We start from the raw sequence: 20,607 nt of genomic DNA, 5'->3' as shown, positions 1-20,607 counted from the left end.
CCTGCTGTTATTTTATTAGTGTTGCTCTGGGTATTCTTCTATAAATGATTCAACTTGCTTAACCATATTGGTTGAGCCAACGAAGAAGGGAACACGCTGATGCAACTCGGTTGGTATGATGTCCAAGATGCGATTTTTGCCATCTGAAGCAACACCACCGGCTTGTTCCATCAAAAATGCCATAGGGTTACATTCATACAATAAGCGGAGCTTTCCGTTTGGATACATTGCCGTACTTGGGTACATATAAATACCACCCTTTAGCAGATTACGATGAAAATCTGAGACTAAAGAGCCAATATAACGAGAAGTGTAAGGGCGGTTATCTGCTGGTACATCTTCTTGGCAGAACTTGATGTACTTTTTAACCCCTTGTGGGAAACGAATGTAGTTGCCTTCGTTTATTGAGTATATTTGTCCATCTTCAGGGATCTGCATATTTTCATGCGATAAGCAGAACACACCTAATGATGGATCATATGTAAAGCCATGAATGCCATTACCCGTGGTGTAAACCAACATGGTTGATGAACCATAGATCACATAACCTGCAGCAACTTGTTGATTACCTGGCTGTAAGAAATCTTCTTGGGTGGGTGTAGTGCCAATCGGTGAAACACGACGATAAATGGAAAAAATAGTACCGACAGATACATTAACGTCAATATTTGAAGAACCATCAAGTGGGTCCATTAAGATGACATATTTAGCATTGCGATTTAGCTCTTTATTGAACGTAACCGCTTCATCTTCTTCTTCACTCGCCACACCACATACTTGGTCACGAGCTTCCATTGCCGCCTTGAATTTATCGTTGGCATACAGGTCAAGCTTTTGCTGTTCTTCACCCTGAACATTTTCGCTGCCTACGGCACCGGTGATGTCAACTAATCCAGCTTTGTTGATTTCACGGTTGACGATCTTTGCTGCAAGTTTTATCGAGCCTAACAGTGATGATAGATCACCGCTAGCATGGGGGAAGTCATTTTGTTTCTCTACGATGAACTCACCAAGAGTTTTCATATTGGGCATGTACAATCCTTGCATCAAGTTGTCACTGGGGCGTTTATGTCAGGTACAATGTCTCGAATGGACAATTTTGCGTACCTGTTTTATAAAGTGTTACCTGTTTGTATATGACAAATTGTATAGAAAGATCTTTTTTATGGTAACGAAGTAATACAAAAGCGTGAAATGACCTTAATTTAGCCAGTGAGCCAGACGTTATGCACATTCATATTTTAGGTATATGCGGCACATTTATGGGGGGGGCTGCAACCCTAGCCAGACAATTAGGCCATAAAGTGACTGGCAGTGATGCCAATGTTTATCCCCCGATGAGTACGTTACTTGAATCTCAGGGGATTGATATTATTCAGGGGTACGATCCTGCGCAATTAAGCCCTGCGCCTGATTTAGTGGTTATCGGCAATGCAATGAGCCGTGGTAACCCGTGTGTTGAACATGTACTGAATACTAATATGCGTTATACCTCTGGCCCCCAGTGGCTACAAGAGTTTCTATTACATGATCGTTGGGTTCTGGCTGTTGCAGGCACACACGGTAAGACAACAACGGCCAGCATGTTAGCGTGGATCCTTGAAGATTGTGGGTATGAACCGGGCTTCCTTGTCGGGGGAGTACTTGGCAACTTTGGTATTTCTGCCCGTTTAGGTGAAAGCATGTTTTTCGTTGTCGAAGCGGACGAATACGATAGTGCTTTTTTCGACAAACGTTCTAAGTTTGTTCATTATCACCCACGAACGCTTGTTATGAATAATTTGGAGTTCGATCACGCTGATATTTTTGATGATTTGAAAGCCATTCAACGTCAGTTTCATCACTTAGTGAGAACCGTGCCAAGTAATGGACGTATTTTGGCACCCAAAGGTGTAGAGAGTATTCAGCAGACCCTTGATATGGGGTGCTGGAGTGAGCTTGAATTTACCGGAGGCGATGGTCATTGGATTGCGAAAAAGCAAGTGGCTGATGGCAGTGTATTTGATGTATACCTTGATGGTTTAATGACTGGCACAGTAAGTTGGGACTTGGTCGGTGATCATAATGTTAGCAATGCATTAATGGCGATCGCAGCGGCGCGTCATGTTGGTGTTACGCCAGATCTGGGCTGTGAAGCATTAGCAACATTTATTAATACCAAGCGTCGCTTAGAGTTAAAAGGCGAAGTGAAAGGCGTTAAAGTCTATGATGATTTTGCCCATCATCCAACAGCGATTGAGCTAACCTTAGGTGGTTTACGCGCTAAAATCGGCGATGAACAACGTATTCTTGCAGTGCTAGAACCTCGTTCAAATACGATGAAACTTGGGGTGCATAAAGGGGATATTGCCCCTGCATTAAATGCCGCTGATTATGTATTTATCTATCAACCAGACACTATCCCATGGTCAGTTAATGAAATTGCCGATGGCTGTTCTCAGCCTGCTACAACGGACGCTGATCTCGATAAGCTGGTGGATAAAATTGTCACTGAAGCTAAAGATGGCGACACTATTTTAGTGATGAGTAATGGTGGTTTTGGTGGTATTCATGACAAGTTACTTGCTGCTTTAGCGGCTAAATAACGGTGATTAAGGATTTGAATAATGAAAGATAAACGCATCACCTTAGCGTGGACTGGCGCTTCTGGTGCTCCTTATGGCTTGCGTTTATTAGAGTGCTTGCTTGGTGCTGAATATCATGTGTATTTGTTGATCTCATCGGCTGCGAGGGTGGTACTAGCCACTGAGCATGGCTTGAAGTTACCTGCTGGCCCTGATGCTGCAAAAGCGATTTTAGTTGAGCATTTACAGTGCGATGCCAGTCAATTATCAGTGTGTGGTAAAGACGATTGGTTCTCGCCAGTAGCTTCAGGCTCTGCGGCACCGAAGAAAATGGTTATATGCCCTTGCTCTGCTGGCACGCTAGCATCTGTCGCACACGGTATGTCTGACAATCTGTTAGAACGTGCAGCCGATGTTGTTATGAAGGAGCGTGGTCAGTTATTAATGGTGGTACGAGAAACACCATTTTCCACTCTTCATCTTGAGAATATGCTGAAGCTATCAAAAATGGGCGTGACAATAATGCCCGCGGCTCCGGGGTTTTATCATCAGCCTGAATCCATCGATGATCTTGTTGATTTTATGGTCGCAAGAATGCTGGATCATTTAGGCGTTGAGCAAGGTCTTGTTCCTCGCTGGGGGTATGATCAGCGAAAAAAATAGCGCTTATTATTGAAAAAAGCCCAGGTTGTGGGCTTTTTATTTGTCTTGTTTCCACTTATTTAAGGTGAGCCTGCGGCTTTAATACCAAGACATTAATTGGTGAATTTTCGACGACTTTTGAAGCGACAGAGCCGAGCATTACGCGATCGATTTTCGAGCGTTTATGGCTTGGCATGATGATGAGGTCGGCACCAATTTTCTCTGAATACTCAAGAATCGTTGTCCAGGTTTTGCCTTCACAAACATGCTGATGATGTAATACTTCAGCAGGGATATATTGTTCTGCAAATACTTTGAGTTGATTTTGAGTATCTTGCATCATTTTACGAGCAGCATCTTTGGGGAAGTAGCTCGATACCAACGACATGTGAATACCGGGTAATACATTCAATAAATGAATCGTCGCGTTAGATTGTTTTGCATGCCAAACCGCCAACTCAACCGCCTTGTCTGCAAAACCTTTTTCATTTAGATCAACAGGAACCAAAATTTGCTTATACATATTATTCTCTATAATTGTATGGGCTCTAAAGGAAATGGATACTCCCTTTAGAGCTTAGACTGTTATGCTGAGTCGTTATTTTGTCAATTCAGCTTTTGCTCGTCGGCGTTGGTTCCATCCTAAAGCACCTAAGAGAAGTAAAGTGGGAACAAAAACCCATTCTTTCATTGGTCTGACTGCTGGAAGGCTCACTTTTGTGATTTCCCAATCAAAGTCGATACCTGCAGCTTCTGCAGGGCTACCAAATTCGATCATATCAACAATCATTTTTTCACCGTCTTGACGCAGCATCAGCCCAGTTGATGCAATGCGATCATTGGGATCAATAGCATCTTCATCAAATGGTAGCAGTACATGCTTAGTAATATATTTACCTTCTAGGTTCTCACCACTGACTTGTAATTCAAGGGGCTGGCCAACCGCTAACTTATCTGCAGCGTCTACGATCAATGTACCTGGCATTTCATGCTTGGCATCGTAGACCATATCCCACCAATAACCAGGGCGGAATAATGAGAAGGTAATTAAGAGGAGTAATGCGACTTCCCACCATTTTGTTTTGGTAAACCACCAACCTTGTGTCGCAGCTGAGAAGGTTAACATTGCTATAACGGCTGATACGATAGTAAGGGTTAAGTGCCACCAGGAATCAATGTCGATCAACAATAATTGCGTGTTGAAGATAAACATAAAGGGCAAAATTGCCGTTCGAATATCGTAGGTAAAGCCTTGAATACCCGTTCTTATGGGGTCAGATTTTGCAATTGCTGCTGCAGCAAAGGCGGCAAGACCTACAGGTGGCGTATCGTCGGCAAGAATACCAAAATAGAATACGAATAGGTGCACTGCAATTAACGGGATAATGAGCCCGCTTTGTGCCCCAAGCGTCACAATAACGGGTGCCATTAGCGTTGATACCACAATGTAGTTCGCGGTTGTTGGCAGTCCCATCCCTAATATTAAGCTAATAATTGCCGTAAATAGCAGCATTAGCATGATGTTTCCGCCTGAAATGAACTCGACAAAATCAGTCATTACCAAGCCGATACCCGTTAGTGTTACTACGCCTACCACGACACCAGCAGCTGCTGTTGCGACACCGATACCGATCATGTTTCTACCACCAGAAACAAGGCTTTCGATGAGATCATTAGCCCCTTCGCGTGCGGCATCGGTGAGTGTTTTCTCTTTATTAAACAGTGCCAATAATGGGCGCTGTGTTAATAAAATGAAAACCATAAAGATGGTTGCCCAAAATGCCGAAAGACCAGGAGAAAAGCGTTCAACGGTTAAGCACCAAACCAGTACCACGATAGGCAATAAGAAATACAAACCAGACTTGATGGTGGGACCTGGTTCCGGTACCTCTGTCAGTTCTTCATCTGGGTTTTCCATCGTATGATCTTGATAGCTAGCAGAGACTTTTATCAAAGCAATATAGGCAACTAAAATAGCCACAGCAATCATTGGGGTTGCAGCCGCACCGAACACATCTTTTGTCCAGCCGATACCGTAATAAACTGCCCCGCTGATCACAATCAGACCCAGTATCGTGACCACAAAGGATAGTAAGCTTTGCGCCATGGTTGGCTTATAACGACGTGGTAGCCCTGTCATACCTGCTTTACAGGCTTCAAGGTGAACAATGTATAGCAAAGCAATATACGAAATTAATGCAGGTAAAATTGCAGCTTTAATAACTTCTACATAAGAAATACCGACATACTCAACCATTAAGAATGCCGCTGCACCCATGATTGGTGGAGTAAGCTGACCATTAGTCGACGCTGCTACTTCAACGGCACCGGCTTTTTCGCCAGAGAATCCGACGCGCTTCATCAATGGGATTGTAAAGGTACCGGTGGTAACAACGTTCGCGATCGATGAGCCTGATACTAATCCTGATAAACCTGATGCAACAACGGCGGCTTTTGCTGGGCCACCACGCATATGGCCTAATAAAGAAAACGCGACTTTAATGAAATAAGCGCCAGCCCCTGCTCGCTCTAGCATTGCACCAAATAATACAAATAAGAAAACGAAAGAGGTTGATACGCCAAGTGCAACACCAAATACCCCTTCTGTAGTTAGCCACAAATGAGACATTGCCTTATTTAGACTAGCCCCTTTATGTGCAATAACATCTGGCATATGTGGACCACCAAAGGTGTACAGCAAGAAGACTGCTGCGACAACCATCAGAGGTGGGCCTAGCGCACGGCGAGTAGCTTCAAGTAACAGGATCATACCCATTACTGCAACCACAATATCTATTTGAGTAGGAGCGCCTGAACGTTCAGCGAGGCTGGTATAGAAAATGTAGATATAACCAGCGGCAAAACTGCCCGCTAACGCCAGGATCCAATCAACGACTGGAATATGATCGCGTGGCGAGTTTTTTAGAGCAGGGTAAGCAGTAAACGCAAGAAAAATAGCAAAAGAGAGGTGTACTGAACGCGCTTCGGTATCGTTAAGGATGCCAAAGTTAAAAATAAATGGGAGCGGTGATGCGTACCATAATTGGAATAGTGACCAACACAGTGGAACTAACCATAAAATACGCCCAGCAATACCAGCGGGGTTTCGTGCACCAGTATCTGCTTGTGCCACCATGTCTTGAACATCTGGTGACGTGTCTGTTGTTTTCGTCATGCAGCATCCTGTTTTTTATGATTTTTTATGGGCATGTTAAATAACATGCGCCGCAATCGCGGCGCATGGGGGCAACGAAGTGCCTCTTAAATGTAGTCAATCTTGATTATTTTGTAAGAAGACCAGCTTCTTTGTAGTAGCGGATTGCACCAGGATGAAGAGGGATAGATAGACCATTTTTGATCATGTCTTCTTTCTTCAAGTTAGCAAATGCTGGGTGTAGACGTTTGAAGGTGCTGAAATTTTCAAATACGGCTTTTACTACTTCGTAAACGATTTCATCAGAAACATCTGTTGTAGAAACCATAGTAGCTGCCACACCGAAGCTGTTTACATCTTCGTTTGAGCCTTTATACATGCCACCAGGTACTGTTGTTGCTGTGTAGTACGGGTTATCAGCAACAATTTTTTCAATTTTGGCGCCAGTTGCAGGTATTAGCTTCGCATCACAAGATGTTGTTGCTTCTTTGATTGAACCGTTTGGGTGACCAACAACATAGACGAAGGCGTCAATTTTATTGTCACAAAGTGCTTGTGAGCGTTCAGAACCTTTTAATTCTGACGTGAGTTTAAAGTCAGCGTTAGTCCAACCTAGAGCGTCCATTACAACCCCCATTGTTGCACGGTCACCTGAACCTGGATTACCAATATTTACGCGTTTACCTTTCAAATCTTCAACGCTATTAATACTGGCATCAGTACGAGCGATGATGTTAAAAGGTTCTGTATGTAATGAGAATACAGCACGTAACTTTTTGTACGGACCTTGCTTTTCAAATTTACTTGTACCGTTATAGCCGTGGTACTGCCAATCTGATTGAACAATACCAAAATCTAATTCGCCAGCACGCATAGTATTGACGTTATAGATAGAACCACCAGTTGATTCTACAGAACAACGAACATTGTGCTCTTTGCTGCTTTTATTGACGAGTTTACAAATCGCACCGCCTGTTGGGTAATAAACACCCGTAACAGAACCAGTACCAATGGTTACAAATTCTTGAGCGTTCGCCATGCCTGCTGTCATTACAACGCCTGCTAGTGCACTCATTTGTAGTAATTTTTTAAATGCCATGCTTGTCCCTTATTGATTGTAGTTATCTCCATTTAGGAAATGTTTTCCATCGATGGAAAGGCATCCTTGCGGAAGTAAATCAACCAGATAATAGCAAAATTGATGGAAGTATTTAAAACTGTGTTAACAAAGATGTACCAAATGTTTGATAAAAAGGTGAGGGATAGTTGACTGTTTATTGTTATTTGTCTTTTTTATCAATTGGTTGGTGAGGTTTTTAGCTAGGGGGGATAAGTTTTCTTGATTGTGAGCTTTATCTCATTTAATGGGGGCCGAAAGCCCCCAATTTTTGATTAGATGCTGTAATCGAAAAGGTCACACACAGAATTAAAGAGCTCTTCTGTTGTTGTTGTGTTGGTTGGGGTAATGAAAATTGTATCATCACCAGCAACAACACCAAGGATACCTTCTGCTTTACCTAATGAATCCAGTAAGCGAGCGATAACTTGTGCGGCACCAGGACCGGTATGAATGACAACTAGGGCGCTATTATGACCCACTTCCATTACGAGTTCCTTTAAAGGACTTGTAGTAGTCGGCACACCTAGTTCAATTGGTAAACAATAGACCATCTCCATTTTTGCATTACGAGTACGGACAGCACCGAACTTGGTCAGCATGCGGGAGACCTTGGATTGGTTGATGTTGTCGAACCCCTGAGCTTTCAAGGCATCAACAATTTCACCTTGGGAGCTGAACTTTTCTTCTTTTAGAATAGATTTGAATGCTTTAATTAAGCGTTCTTGTTTATCTGAATTTCGCATAAGTAAATTTTATGTACAGGGACGAGGTGACGTATTTTTGCATAACCTATTGGTTAGTAGCAAACAGTGTTCATTGAAACTGACGTTTCAATCACTGTTATAGGCTCGGTCAATGTCTTTTCATACAACTTATTTGATCTGTTATGCAGTATTGTTGTTTGTTGCGATGAATCAATTTTGTGGTGTAAGTGCCATCCATTCATTCTTTTCCTTGTCGCACGCAGTAAGCTCACTTTATGATGAGGATGCGTCACTTCGCAAAGCTGATTGTGTTCGATTGTATTTAACAATTGCTTGCTATAACGTCTTTAGCAGGTCTGAAATTATACTTCTATCGTAAAGGAGAACGAAAATGAAAGTTGCTGTAATTGGTGCTGCAGGTGGTATTGGCCAGGCATTGGCTTTACTGTTGAAAAACGGCTTACCTGCAGGTTCTGATCTTGCGCTATATGATATTGCTCCAGTAACTCCTGGTGTTGCGGCTGATCTTAGCCATATCCCAACTCCTGTTTCTATTAAGGGTTATGGTGGTGTCGATCCAACGCCTGCACTGGAAGGTGCTGATGTTGTATTAATCTCTGCTGGTGTTGCACGTAAACCTGGAATGGATCGCTCTGATCTTTTCAATGTAAACGCTGGTATCATTAAATCTTTAGCTGAAAAAATTGCTGTTGTATGCCCTAAAGCATGCGTAGGTATTATTACGAACCCTGTAAATACGACGGTGGCGATTGCTGCTGATGTATTGAAAAAAGCAGGTGTATACGACAAGCGTCGTTTATTTGGTATCACAACACTTGATATTATTCGTTCAGAAACATTTGTTGCTGAATTAAAAGGCAAAACCCCAAGTGACATTCAAGTGCCAGTCATCGGTGGTCACTCAGGTGTGACTATTCTACCTTTATTGTCTCAAGTTGAAGGTGTTGAGTTTTCTGACGAAGAAATTAAAGCATTAACGCCACGCATTCAAAATGCAGGTACTGAAGTAGTAGAAGCTAAAGCGGGTGGTGGTTCTGCAACACTGTCTATGGGTCAAGCGGCTTATCGCTTTGGTCTTTCACTTGTTCGCGCCCTACAAGGCGAGCAAGGTATTGTTGAGTGTGCTTATGTTGAAGGTGACGGTAAGCATGCACGTTTCTTTGCACAGCCAGTTATTTTAGGCAAAGAAGGTATAGAAGAAGTGATGGATTACGGCAAGTTAAGTACTTTTGAACAAGAAGCACTAAATAACATGCTAGATACCCTGACTTCAGATATTACACTAGGTGAAGAGTTTGCTGCTAAATAGTAGCGACATATAACGTTCATCAAAAAGCGGCATTATGTATGCCGCTTTTTTTATGCATTAAGATTTGTAATGTACATTTATTTAATGACTAGCTTCATTAATAGTAACTGTCACAACCAGTATGAAGTTGCGGTTGATCGGTAATGTCATCGCATTTTATGGTATTGCGAGTATGATCGTCTCTGTTTTCAATGATCACTGAGTTATGCGCTTGATCAATTGAAATGATTTCAGCCACCCCCTGCTGGCATTCGATCCACATTCCCTGCTTTAGATCTTTAATTTGCATAACGCCTCCTGTTACTTTGCATGCTAAAGCGGCCTTCGTTCATTCAAGTATAGGTACGATCCGCTGTAGGCATATAGATCACGGTAAAGATCATCGAGACATAAAAAAGCCTGCACGAGGCAGGCTTTTATCTAAATATCTATTTTACTTTGTACGTTTAACCGCTAAATGAGCAAGTTGGATCAACGCTTCTTTGTAATCAGACTCAGCAATGGGGACTAGTGCTGCGATTGCTTTTTCTGCTTCTTCTTCCGCGCGTTGCTGAGTGTAGTCCAAAGAGCCAGCTTCGCGCATGGCGGCCAGAATATCGTTTAGTTTGTCCATACCGTTGGATTTTTCAATCGCTTCACGAATCATGGCTGACTGCGCTTCATTACCATTATGCATAGCATGTAGCAGTGGAAGTGTCGGTTTACCTTCGGAAAGGTCATCACCCACGTTTTTACCCATTTCCTTGCCATCTGCGACATAATCCAACACATCATCAATGAGCTGAAAAGCAGTGCCGAGGTAACGGCCATAGTCTTGTAGCGCAACTTCAACTTCAGTCGAGGATTCTGTGATAATCGCAGAAATCTGAGTTGCAGCTTCAAAAAGGCGAGCCGTTTTAGAGTAGATAACCTGCATATAGTTATCTTCAGTCGTATTAGGATCATTGCAGTTCATTAGCTGCTGAACTTCGCCTTCAGCGATCACATTTGTTGCTTCACTCATGACGTCGAGGATCTTTAATGATCTTAGGCTCGTCATCATCTGAAATGAACGGGTATAAATGTAATCCCCGACAAGAACACTAGCTGCATTGCCAAATGCAGCATTGGCTGTATCTTTACCACGGCGCATGTCAGATTCATCAACAACGTCGTCATGTAACAATGTTGCAGTATGAATAAATTCTACAAATGCAGCAGCCGTTATGTGTTTGTCTCCCTGGTAGCCCAAAGCACGAGCGGCAAGAACGACAAGCATCGGACGTAAGCGTTTGCCACCACCGCTTACAATGTAAAAGCCTAGTTGATTAATAAGAGCTACATCTGAGTTCAGTTGTGCTTGTATCTTCGCGTCAACTCCCGCCATATCGTTGGCGGTGAGCGCTTGGATAGCTTTAAAATCCATTATACATCCAGCAAAATTGTTGGCCGCTTAAGGCGGAGAATTATTCAAAACAGTTATGGAATCTTACACTAAATTATATCTTTATTCATAACCCCGATTAATCAGAATGAGACTGCTTAAATTATTGAACACCTTTCCACCAATTTTCTTTCTTTAATGGGTTGCCAGAAGCGTCATTTTCACGTAACATTCGCGCCCTATTGATGACAAGATTAAGCGCATACCCATTGCCCAAAATTTACGTGGCAAATGGCCTATGCGGAGAAGCGGAGTAAGACATGTACGCTGTTTTCCAAAGTGGTGGTAAGCAACACCGAGTAAGCGAAGGTCAAACCTTGCGCTTGGAAAAACTAGAAGCTGAAACTGGCGCAAACGTTGAGTTTGATTGCGTTCTTTTAGTTGCTAACGGTGAAGAAGTAACAGTTGGTGCACCATTCGTAACTGGTGGTAAAGTAACTGCTGAAGTTGTAACGCACGGTCGTGGCGATAAGATTAAAGTCGTTAAGTTCCGTCGTCGTAAGCATTCTCGTAAGCAAATGGGCCACCGTCAGTGGTTCACTGAAGTCAAAATCACTGGCATCAGCGCTTAATAACTAGGAGAATTTAAAGATGGCACACAAAAAAGCTGGCGGTTCTACTAATAACGGCCGCGATTCAGAAAGTAAACGTCTAGGTGTTAAGCGCTTCGGTGGTGAATCTGTTCTTGCAGGTAACATCATCGTTCGTCAACGTGGTACTAAGTTCCACGCAGGCACTAACGTTGGTTTGGGTAAAGACCACACACTATTCGCACTTACTGACGGTAAAGTTAAGTTCGAAGTTAAAGGTCCTAAAAACCGCAAATTCGTAACTATCGAAGCTGCTTAATTTAGCCTCGTAACGAATCTTAAAGCCCTGCCTACTGGCGGGGCTTTTTATTTATGGAGGGTTTATGTCTACTCATAACCCTGCAGCTGGTATGGCTTTAGCACTGACAACGGCTGTTTTTTGGGGGGCTTTGCCCATCGCCATGAAACAAGCTGTAGAAGTGATGGATCCTTTTACCATCGTTTGGTATCGCTTTGTAACTGCTTCTATTGGTTTAGGTGCTTGGTTATTTTGGCGAAAGCAATTACCTCAAGTTAAATCTGCTAGGCTTCCAGACATAGGTCTGTTATTGCTGGGTAGTATTGGTCTTGCTGGTAACTTTGTACTGTATAACAGTGCATTAAAATTCCTAGACCCTTCAGTGGTTCAGGTCATTATTCAGTTGGCTCCCGTCATTTTGTTATTGTCGAGTGTATGGCTGTTTAAAGAAAAGTTAGGCCTACACCAAATAATTGGTGTGTCATGCCTGGTGTTCGGTTTGCTCCTGTTTTTTAATGAGAAGCTAGTTGATTTATTAACGAGTTTTACAGGATATACGCTTGGCGTATTATTAGCTGTCGTCGCCGCTTTAGTTTGGGTTGTTTATGCGCTGGCACAAAAGTGCTTGCTTAAGCAGTTCAGTTCACCTCAGATCTTACTAATGATCTATGTGATCTGCGCATTAATGCTTACGCCGATGGCTCAACCAGAGCAGCTTTTATTAATGGATTCGAGACAGTTGGGCATGTTGATGTTCTGCTGTATTAATACGCTTGTAGGATACGGTGCATTTGCTGAAGCAATGGCACGTTGGCAAGCCTCACAAGTGAGCGCGGTTATTACCCTTGCTCCCTTGTTTACGATATTATTTGTAGACCTTGCTAGTTTGATTTGGCCACAATTTTTTGTCGCGGCAGACCTTAATACTTTAGGGTATCTCGGTGCAATGGTTGTGGTGAGCAGTGCCATGTTTTGTGCAATTGGCCATAAAATTATTCGCCAGCACAAATAGCCAAGGTCCATTACAATGATTAATACAATCTGATTAATTTAATGTGCGTAAAGCATGTAAATAAGTCAGACTCGTATGTTAAACGCCACAGTGCGGAGAAAAAGATGAAGTTTGTAGATGAAGCGGTAATTCGAGCTGATGCTGGCGACGGTGGTAACGGTACCGTTAGTTTCCGTACTGAAAAGTATGTGCCTCGAGGCGGTCCTGACGGCGGTGATGGCGGTGATGGTGGTGACGTTTACCTACTCGCAGATGAAAACGTTAATACATTGATTGATTTCCGTTTTGAGCGATTCCATGCTGCTGAACGTGGCGAAAATGGTCGTGGTGGTAATTGTACGGGTCATCGTGGTGAAGATAAGATCTTGACTGTTCCTGTTGGTACTCGCGCGATCGATGAAGAGACAGGTGAAGTCATTGCTGACTTAACGGATCACGGCGTTAAAGTGATGGTTTCTAAAGGCGGTTTCCACGGTCTTGGTAACACACGTTTTAAGTCATCAGTGAACCGTGCTCCTCGTCAAAAATCAATGGGCAGTAAAGGTGAAATTCGTCATTTACGTCTTGAACTACTGTTACTTGCTGATGTAGGAATGCTTGGTTTACCTAATGCTGGTAAATCTACCTTCATTCGCTCTGTATCTGCCGCTAAGCCGAAAGTTGCTGATTATCCATTCACCACCTTGATTCCTAGCTTAGGTGTTGTACGTGTTGATGCTGAGCGTAGTTTCGTTATTGCAGATATTCCTGGTTTGATTGAAGGTGCTGCTGATGGCGCAGGTCTAGGTATTCGTTTCCTTAAGCACCTAGAGCGTTGTCGTGTACTGCTGCACATGATTGATTTGCTACCTGCTGATGGTTCAGACCCAGTTGAGAATGCATTTACAATTATTAACGAGCTGGACAAATACAGTGATAAGTTAACAAATAAACCGCGTTGGCTTATCTTCAACAAAGTTGATTTGTTGTCAGAAGAAGATAAACAAGCGAAAATTAGCGAAGTCTTAGAAGCGTTAGCGTGGGAAGGAGATTACTACTGTATCTCTGCACTTACTCGTGACGGTACTAAAGAGCTAACTTACGACCTAATGACCACTATCGAATCACTTCCTCAGAATAAGTATGATGAAGTTGAAGAGAAAGTTGAGAAGGTTGAATTCAAGTGGGACGATTATCACGCTGAGCAAATTAAAAAAGCTGAAGAAGATGATGACGATGACGATTGGGATGACTGGAATGAAGATGATTACGACGTAGAGATCATCTACAAGCCGTAATCATTCGCTATCAAAATAGCTTATACTGATTATCGTAATGAAAGCCGCTCTTATGAGCGGTTTTTTTGTGTCTAATCAACAAGGCAATAATCGATTTGTCTGATAATTATTCTTAATGGTACTTTAAGTAGAATGTGATTGATGAGTCACTATAGCTGCTGTAATGAATGAACTAAGGGAATAGCATGACAACGGGATTGAGACGGTTATCAGAGCCTGAACAAAGAGAAGTATCACGGTTGGCTGTGGCTGCAGGACAGAAGCTGCTCCAGCACGGTGCTGAAAGCACGCTAGTCACTGATGTAACCTGTCGCTTAGGTGTCGCCTTAGGCGTTGAGAGTGTTGAGGTGTCGCTGTCTGCAAGCTCTATGGTCATCACGACCTTGAATCACGGACGTTGTATTACAACGACACGTCGCTGCCAAGATCGTGGGATAAATATGCAAGTCGTGACTGATATTCAGCGAGTTTGCATTATGGCTGAACGGGGATTGTTAGATATATACAGCGTGCATCATCGTTTAGAGAAGATCAAACCTCTGCGGTACAACCGTTTCCTCGTTATTGTAATGATCGGCTTGTCTTGTGCTGCGTTTAGTCGATTAGCGGGTGGTGATTGGCCAGTATTTCTTCTGACGTTTATTGCTTCTTCTGTGGGCATGTTTGTGCGACAAGAGATTGCCCATTGTCACTTCAATCCGCTCGTTAATTTTGGTGTTACAGCCTTTGTTACGACATTGATTTCGGGCTTAGGTCAAGTATACCAAATTGGTGAAACACCCTTTTTAGCTATGGCGTCATCAGTATTAATGCTCGTTCCTGGGTTCCCTTTAATTAATGCCATTTCTGATATGGTGAAGGGATATTTGAATATGGGGATTGCTCGTTGGACCATGGCGACCTTGTTAACATTATCGACCAGTATGGGGATTGTTGCTGCGATGAATGTGCTTGGTGTATGGGGGTGGTTGTCATGATCTATCTTGATTTTTTTATGGCATTACTCAACGATATGTTTTTCTCTATGATCCCAGCCGTTGGTTTTGCGTTGGTATTTAATGTTCCTCAAAAAGCTTTAAAGTATTGTGCGATTGGTGGGGCGTTAGGCCATGGCTGTCGCTTTGTATTATTGCACTGGGGTGTACCGATTGAATGGGCAACCTTAGGTGCCGCAACGTTAGTCGGTATGATTGGTGTACATTGGTCACATCGTTTTCTTGCCCACCCTAAAGTCTTTACTGTTGCAGCTATGATTCCGATGGTACCCGGTGTGTTTGCGTTTAAAGCGATGATTGCATTGGTTGAAATTAATCATAGTGGTTATAGCGTCGAATTATGGGGCTTGATGATAGAAAATGTTCTGAAGGCTGTATTTATTGTGGCAGCTTTGGCTATTGGACTGGCAATGCCAGGGCTATTGTTTTATCGTCGCCGGTCAGTGGTGTAAATGATCTATACCCAAGTTACCTTGGGTATATGGGTATTACTTAAGGAGATATGAAGTGAAGATCAGTATGATCGCAGCTATGGCTAAAGATCGCGTTATTGGTAAAGATAATGCGATGCCATGGCATTTACCTGCAGATTTTGCATGGTTTAAGAAATCTACCTTGGGTAAGCCAATTGTGATGGGGCGTAAAACGTTTGAATCAATTGGTCGCCCTTTACCTGGTCGACTTAATATTGTGATTAGTCGCAATCCAGCATTTAGCGTCGAAGGTGTTACGGTTGTTGCCGATATAGAAGCGGCAAAGCATGCAGCTGGGGATATTGAAGAGTTAATGGTCATTGGTGGTGGCAGTATTTATGAGGCGTGCTTACCAAGCGCTGATCGTCTTTATTTAACGTTTATCGATCTTGATGTTGATGGGGATACCTGCTTCCCTGATTGGGGAGAAGGTTGGATTAAAAGTTATACTGAGCACTATTCTGCTGATGAAAAGAACGCGCATGATATGCAATTTGTGATTTTAGATCGTAACGTCGATCTTACTTAAGGTTTTATACTAATCCAGGATGGTATTTGCTGTCAGTGTTATTTATATGAAACTGACAGCTAGTTATCTCATGGGCTATATCTTTATTTCATGAATTAACCCGCATGGGCTGGGCACGCTTTTTCAAAGCGAGCATTATCTTCCCAACGTAACAATGTCATGCTATTTCCCCAGACACACCCCGTATCGAGCCCAATGACTTTCTCATCTTCATGGCCACATAGTGCAGCCCAATGACCAAAGATTATTTTTTTAGCTAATACTTGGTGACGTGGAAGATCAAACCAAGGCACCAGTTCGCCCACGTCAGGATCGTTAGGGGATAACTTACATGCCATATCTAATCGCCCATCAGGGTAGCAAAAACGCATCCGAGTAAGGGCATTAATCGTAAAACGGTATCGTTCAATACCAATGAGTTCGTTGGACCAAAAATCTGGACCACTGCCATACATTTTTTTTAGAAGCCATAGGTAGTCATCTGACTGTAAGCAAACTTCGACTTCACGGGCGTATTGTTGCGTTTGCAATAAGTTCCATTGAGGTGGAATACCTGCGTGTGACATGGCAAAAGGTAATGTTGGGTGGTTAGCAAAAAGGGGTTGTTTACGCAGCCACTCTAGCAACTCTTCTGAGTCTGGCGCGTCTAAAATGGCTTGAATTTTATCTTTCTTTTTAGGTTTGGTAATACCGTTAGCTGTCGCTAATAAATGCAGATCATGATTGCCTAAAACAATGGTAGCGGAGCGACCTAAACCTTTCACAAAACGTAATGTTTCGAGTGACTTTGGTCCTCTCGCGACGAGGTCTCCAGCCAACCACAGTTCATCATGTTTAGGGTTAAATTTAGCTTGTTCAAGAAGATAAAGAAGATCGTCTAAACAACCTTGGATATCACCGACAAGGTAGGTTGCCATACAATTCCTTAATGGAGAATATTGGGTATTGCTAACCTAAACGGAGATACTTCTGCTTTAAAGGTTTCACCATCTTCAATGCCCATGACGTAGTGACCTTGCATTACACCAAGTGGTGTTTCAATGATCGTACCGCTGGTATAAGTATATTCTTCGTTCATCTTTATTTCTGGTTGTTCGCCAACCACACCTTCACCTTCAATCACGAGCCGTTTCCCATTTGCATCGGTTATTAGCCAATAACGACTTAGTAATTTGGCAGAACCTTTTCCTAGGTTTCTAATCGTAATGGTATATGAGAAAACATAACGCTGACTATCAGGTTCAGACTGTTCCTCAATATAATGAGTAACGACGTTGCATTTAATTGTTGGGGGGGAATTCGCGCTCAAGATAATGCTTCCTTTCTTCTGGCGGAGGTGACGATTTATCTCATAGCTACTTAGATCAGTATCTGTAAAGACAGAAAACTGAGCTAAATAGCGTAGAGTTGAGGAATCGTAAAATGTATCGTTGAGTGCATGATACTTTCCCTCGTTGTTTTATGCGTTTTGGTGGTTCGCATCTAACCAGTTTGCCATCTTAACAAACTGTTGAAGAGTAATATTCTCTGGACGTAGTCCAGGGTTTACGCCTAAGTGCTCTAACTGTTCAACGGTTAATAGTGCTTTGTAGCAGTTACGAATCGTTTTACGACGCTGATTAAAGCCTTCACGACAAACACGGTCTAGCCACTTAAGGTTAGTACATGGATGTGGTAATACTTCATATGGCGTTAAACGAACAACGGCAGAATCCACTTTTGGTGCTGGTGTAAATGATTCTGGCGGCACTTCTAATACAGGTGTTACTCGGCTGTAGTACTGTGCCATTACCGTTAAGCGTCCATAGGCTTTACAGCCTGGGCCCGCAGCCAGACGGTTCACCACTTCTTTTTGCAACATAAAGTGCATATCTTCCACATGTTCGTGGAAAGTGAAAAGGTGGAACATCAACGGTGTTGAGATGTTGTAAGGTAAATTACCAAAAATACGCAATTTATTATTTGGTTTAATAAGTTGCGTGAAGTCGAAGCGCATTGCATCGCCTTCATAAATCGTTAACTTATCAGCCAAGTCTGGATGATGACGTAAACGCTTAGCAAGGTCGCGATCGAGCTCAATAACTGAGAACTTATCTACAAGCTTACCAACAGGTTCAGTAAGAGCACCAAGGCCTGGGCCAATTTCTACCAGGTTTTGACCTGGTAGCGGGTTGATCGACGATACAATACCGTCAATGATGTATGGGTCATTCAAAAAATTCTGGCCAAAGCGCTTACGGGCGCGGTGACCTAGGTGGACTTGATCGCTGCTCATGCTTGTTTTTCTACCAATTCGAGGGCGTGCGATAGCGCTGTCCAAAGGCTACCGATATCCGCCTGTCCAGTACCTGCGAGTTCCAGTGCGGTACCATGATCTACTGACGTTCTGATGAAGGGCAGACCTAGCGTAATGTTGACCGCTTTACCAAAGCCTTTATATTTCAGCACTGGTAGCCCTTGATCGTGATACATAGCTAATACAGCATCTGCATCGGCTAAATATTTTTCATTGAAGATTGTATCTGCAGGCAATGGACCTACTAGATTCATGCCTTCTTGTTGACGAAGTTTATCGAGAGCCGGAGTTATCACTTCGATTTCTTCCCGCCCTAAACATCCATCTTCACCCGCATGTGGATTTAAGCCACAAACATAAATTTTTGGATTCTCGATCCCAAACTTACTGACTAAATCGGCATGCAATATTCGGATTACTTGTTGTAAACGGTCTTCAGTTACCGCTTGAGATACATACGCCAAAGGAATATGTGTTGTCACTAATGCGACGCGTAATCCTTCTGTTGCCAACATCATAACAACTTGCGCAGTATTCGCTTGTTGAGCGAAAAATTCAGTGTGACCACTAAAAGATACGCCAGCGCGGTTAATTACACCTTTATGAACAGGCCCTGTTACTAGTGCTGCAAATTCACCACTTAAACAACCTTGTGCGGCATGCTCTAATGTTTGCAGTACGTAGTGACCATTTTGTTCATTTAACTCACCAGTAATAACGGGTGCGTTTAATTCGTGATTAGCTACAACCAAAGTACCAGCCTGATGTGGCTGCGCTGGAAGTGTGGCATCGTAATGCTTCACTTCTAACGGTAATCCCAATTGGGCTGCACGTTCTACCATAAGCTGAGCGTTAGCACAAATAACAAGCTCGTGTGACCAAGCATGTTGGGCTAATGCGATGATTAAATCTGGACCAATTCCAGCAGGTTCGCCAGGGGTAATAACAATGCGTTTAACCTTGGTCATCATTCGTTCCTAGTTGTTCGATGTAAGCACCCGCACGTAATTCTTGTAACCATGCTTGCGCTTCTTCATTAAATTTACGGCTAAAGAGAATGCGATAAGCGCGGTTTTTCATTGCAGCATCGGTGCGATCGACATTACGGCGATCAAGTACTTCCACGATGTGCCAACCATGAACCGTTTTGAATGGTTCGCTTATAGTACCTTTTGGTAGTGTTTCAATTTTATCTTTAAACTCAGGTACGTATAGGTCCGGTGTTTGCCAACCTAGTTCGCCACCATTCGCGGCAGAGCCTGGGTCGGAACTTAATTTCTGTGCTTCGTCAGCGAAAGTTTGTCGACCCGCTAAGATGTCTTGGCGGGCTTTTTCTAACTGACGTTTTGCCCCGTCATCACTTAAAATCACCGACGTTTTGATTAGGATATGACGAGCATTAACTTCAGTCACAGAAACCGTTTCTAATCCTTTCACATCATTCACTTTAATAATGTGATAACCAACACCGCTGCGGAATGGACCAATAATCGCGCCTTTGCCATTTGATTTTATTTGGTCAGCAAAAATGGTTGGCATTTCTTCCTGACGCATCCAGCCCCATTCACCACCTTGTAGTGCTTTAGGACCCTTAGAATAACTGTAAGCGAGGTTGGCGAAGTCGGCGCCATTTTTCAATTCATCAACAATTTGTTGGGCTTGTTGTTGAGTTTCTTCACGTTGCTCTTTTGTTGCCCCTTCTTCAACTCGTAATTGGATATGACTAATATTGAATTGAACGGTTTGTAATGTTTGCTTGTTGAGTTGTTCAGCGAGCATTTCAACTTCTTGCGGTAAAATATTGATACGACGGCGCACTTGAATAGTACGTGCTTCACTTGCGGTCATATCACGACGCATTTGCTCGCGAAAGATAGAGTAAGATATTCCACTTTTCTCTAGCTCTTGCTGAAGTTGAGGAATAGTAAGTTTACGTTCTTTGGCAATTTCAGCGACAGCTTGATCAAGCCGAGTATCGTCAATACGAATACCAAATTGCTCTGCTTGCTGCAGTTGCAGTGTTTCAATGATCAGCTTTTCCATGACCTGCTCAGTCAATAAAGCATTATCGGGTAGCGGTTGATTCTGCTCTGCTGCATTGATGCGCACCGTTTGCAGCATCGCATTGACATCACTTTGTAAGATCACACTGTCATTGACTAGTGTCACGACTTTATCAAGCTCCTTGGGTGCAGCTATACTGCTTGCAGCTAAGCTCCAGATTGCTATACCTAGCAAAGATGTTTTCCACTTTTTCATC

At 42.9% G+C, this 20,607-nt stretch carries 22 protein-coding genes; 10 read left to right on the top strand and 12 right to left on the bottom strand.

Going from position 1 to position 20,607, the window contains the following annotated elements:
- Positions 1-15: 15 nt before the first annotated feature.
- Positions 16-1,032, bottom strand: a complete 1,017-nt coding sequence (fbp, locus tag C9J12_RS13855) for a class 1 fructose-bisphosphatase (RefSeq protein ID WP_107243253.1) — start codon at positions 1,030-1,032, stop codon at positions 16-18.
- A 194-nt stretch (positions 1,033-1,226) separates the two neighbouring features.
- On the opposite strand from fbp, the gene mpl reads away from it, so the two are divergent.
- Positions 1,227-2,585, top strand: coding sequence for a UDP-N-acetylmuramate:L-alanyl-gamma-D-glutamyl-meso-diaminopimelate ligase (gene mpl / locus C9J12_RS13850; RefSeq protein WP_107243252.1), 1,359 nt, complete (start codon positions 1,227-1,229; stop codon positions 2,583-2,585).
- Positions 2,586-2,606: 21 nt separating this feature from the next.
- The gene (locus tag C9J12_RS13845) at positions 2,607-3,227 is read left to right on the top strand and encodes a flavin prenyltransferase UbiX (RefSeq protein WP_107243251.1); all 621 of its coding nucleotides are present in this window, start codon (positions 2,607-2,609) and stop codon (positions 3,225-3,227) included.
- Between the two features lie 55 nt (positions 3,228-3,282).
- On the opposite strand, the gene C9J12_RS13840 is transcribed toward C9J12_RS13845, so the two are convergent.
- From C9J12_RS13840 to argR, 4 genes are all read right to left on the bottom strand, one after another.
- Complete coding sequence (locus C9J12_RS13840; protein WP_107243250.1) at positions 3,283-3,729, bottom strand: universal stress protein; 447 nt, start codon at positions 3,727-3,729, stop codon at positions 3,283-3,285.
- A 75-nt stretch (positions 3,730-3,804) separates the two neighbouring features.
- The gene (locus tag C9J12_RS13835; RefSeq protein WP_107243249.1) at positions 3,805-6,381 is read right to left on the bottom strand and encodes a TRAP transporter permease; all 2,577 of its coding nucleotides are present in this window, start codon (positions 6,379-6,381) and stop codon (positions 3,805-3,807) included.
- Between the two features lie 106 nt (positions 6,382-6,487).
- Positions 6,488-7,459, bottom strand: coding sequence for a TAXI family TRAP transporter solute-binding subunit (locus C9J12_RS13830; RefSeq protein WP_107243248.1), 972 nt, complete (start codon positions 7,457-7,459; stop codon positions 6,488-6,490).
- 293 nt (positions 7,460-7,752) lie between these two features.
- Entirely contained in the window at positions 7,753-8,223 is a 471-nt protein-coding gene (gene argR, locus C9J12_RS13825) for a transcriptional regulator ArgR (RefSeq protein ID WP_006228397.1), read from the bottom strand.
- A 352-nt stretch (positions 8,224-8,575) separates the two neighbouring features.
- On the opposite strand from argR, the gene mdh reads away from it, so the two are divergent.
- Positions 8,576-9,514, top strand: coding sequence for a malate dehydrogenase (gene mdh / locus C9J12_RS13820; protein ID WP_107243247.1), 939 nt, complete (start codon positions 8,576-8,578; stop codon positions 9,512-9,514).
- Positions 9,515-9,611: 97 nt separating this feature from the next.
- On the opposite strand, the gene C9J12_RS13815 is transcribed toward mdh, so the two are convergent.
- A complete protein-coding gene (locus C9J12_RS13815; protein WP_041393854.1) occupies positions 9,612-9,803 on the bottom strand; it encodes a hypothetical protein in 192 nt (63 codons plus the stop codon).
- Between the two features lie 144 nt (positions 9,804-9,947).
- Entirely contained in the window at positions 9,948-10,919 is a 972-nt protein-coding gene (gene ispB, locus C9J12_RS13810; RefSeq protein WP_107243246.1) for an octaprenyl diphosphate synthase, read from the bottom strand.
- A gap of 278 nt (positions 10,920-11,197) precedes the next feature.
- Here ispB and rplU point away from each other — a divergent pair, with 278 nt between their 5' ends.
- From rplU to folA, 7 genes are all read left to right on the top strand, one after another.
- Positions 11,198-11,509, top strand: coding sequence for a 50S ribosomal protein L21 (gene rplU, locus C9J12_RS13805; protein WP_006228393.1), 312 nt, complete (start codon positions 11,198-11,200; stop codon positions 11,507-11,509).
- 19 nt (positions 11,510-11,528) lie between these two features.
- Positions 11,529-11,786 (top strand): 50S ribosomal protein L27, encoded by a 258-nt coding sequence (gene rpmA / locus C9J12_RS13800; RefSeq protein WP_006228392.1) that lies wholly within the window; start codon positions 11,529-11,531, stop codon positions 11,784-11,786.
- A 64-nt stretch (positions 11,787-11,850) separates the two neighbouring features.
- Positions 11,851-12,777, top strand: coding sequence for a DMT family transporter (locus C9J12_RS13795; RefSeq protein WP_107243245.1), 927 nt, complete (start codon positions 11,851-11,853; stop codon positions 12,775-12,777).
- A gap of 104 nt (positions 12,778-12,881) precedes the next feature.
- Positions 12,882-14,054 carry an Obg family GTPase CgtA gene (gene cgtA / locus C9J12_RS13790; RefSeq protein ID WP_107243244.1) on the top strand — a complete coding sequence of 391 codons (1,173 nt, stop codon included), beginning with the start codon at positions 12,882-12,884 and terminating at the stop codon, positions 14,052-14,054.
- A 185-nt stretch (positions 14,055-14,239) separates the two neighbouring features.
- The gene (locus C9J12_RS13785; protein WP_107243243.1) at positions 14,240-15,031 is read left to right on the top strand and encodes a threonine/serine exporter family protein; all 792 of its coding nucleotides are present in this window, start codon (positions 14,240-14,242) and stop codon (positions 15,029-15,031) included.
- Positions 15,028-15,501 carry a threonine/serine exporter family protein gene (locus C9J12_RS13780; RefSeq protein WP_193944668.1) on the top strand — a complete coding sequence of 158 codons (474 nt, stop codon included), beginning with the start codon at positions 15,028-15,030 and terminating at the stop codon, positions 15,499-15,501. The genes C9J12_RS13785 and C9J12_RS13780 overlap by 4 nt, the downstream gene beginning before the upstream one ends.
- 55 nt (positions 15,502-15,556) lie before the next feature.
- Positions 15,557-16,051, top strand: coding sequence for a type 3 dihydrofolate reductase (folA, locus tag C9J12_RS13775; protein WP_107243241.1), 495 nt, complete (start codon positions 15,557-15,559; stop codon positions 16,049-16,051).
- Between the two features lie 95 nt (positions 16,052-16,146).
- Here the strand turns inward: folA and C9J12_RS13770 are convergent, their stop codons facing one another.
- The 5 genes from C9J12_RS13770 to surA all read right to left on the bottom strand — a co-directional run bounded on the left by C9J12_RS13770 (position 16,147) and on the right by surA (position 20,606).
- Entirely contained in the window at positions 16,147-16,968 is an 822-nt protein-coding gene (locus C9J12_RS13770) for a symmetrical bis(5'-nucleosyl)-tetraphosphatase (protein WP_107243240.1), read from the bottom strand.
- Positions 16,969-16,976: 8 nt separating this feature from the next.
- Positions 16,977-17,360 carry a Co2+/Mg2+ efflux protein ApaG gene (gene apaG, locus C9J12_RS13765; protein ID WP_107243239.1) on the bottom strand — a complete coding sequence of 128 codons (384 nt, stop codon included), beginning with the start codon at positions 17,358-17,360 and terminating at the stop codon, positions 16,977-16,979.
- Positions 17,361-17,510: 150 nt separating this feature from the next.
- Positions 17,511-18,326: a 16S rRNA (adenine(1518)-N(6)/adenine(1519)-N(6))-dimethyltransferase RsmA gene (gene rsmA, locus C9J12_RS13760; RefSeq protein WP_107243238.1), complete on the bottom strand. Its 816-nt coding sequence runs from the start codon at positions 18,324-18,326 to the stop codon at positions 17,511-17,513.
- Positions 18,323-19,315, bottom strand: a complete 993-nt coding sequence (gene pdxA / locus C9J12_RS13755; RefSeq protein WP_107243237.1) for a 4-hydroxythreonine-4-phosphate dehydrogenase PdxA — start codon at positions 19,313-19,315, stop codon at positions 18,323-18,325. Before pdxA ends, rsmA begins: the two co-directional genes overlap by 4 nt.
- Positions 19,302-20,606 (bottom strand): peptidylprolyl isomerase SurA, encoded by a 1,305-nt coding sequence (gene surA, locus C9J12_RS13750; RefSeq protein ID WP_107243236.1) that lies wholly within the window; start codon positions 20,604-20,606, stop codon positions 19,302-19,304. Before surA ends, pdxA begins: the two co-directional genes overlap by 14 nt.
- Position 20,607: the final 1 nt, after the last annotated feature.

The sequence above is a fragment of the Photobacterium frigidiphilum genome, assembly GCF_003025615.1.
GTDB classification, from domain to species: domain Bacteria; phylum Pseudomonadota; class Gammaproteobacteria; order Enterobacterales; family Vibrionaceae; genus Photobacterium; species Photobacterium frigidiphilum.
The sequence above is the reverse complement of the archived record's forward strand: the minus strand, read 5'-3'. Positions and strand labels throughout refer to the sequence as shown.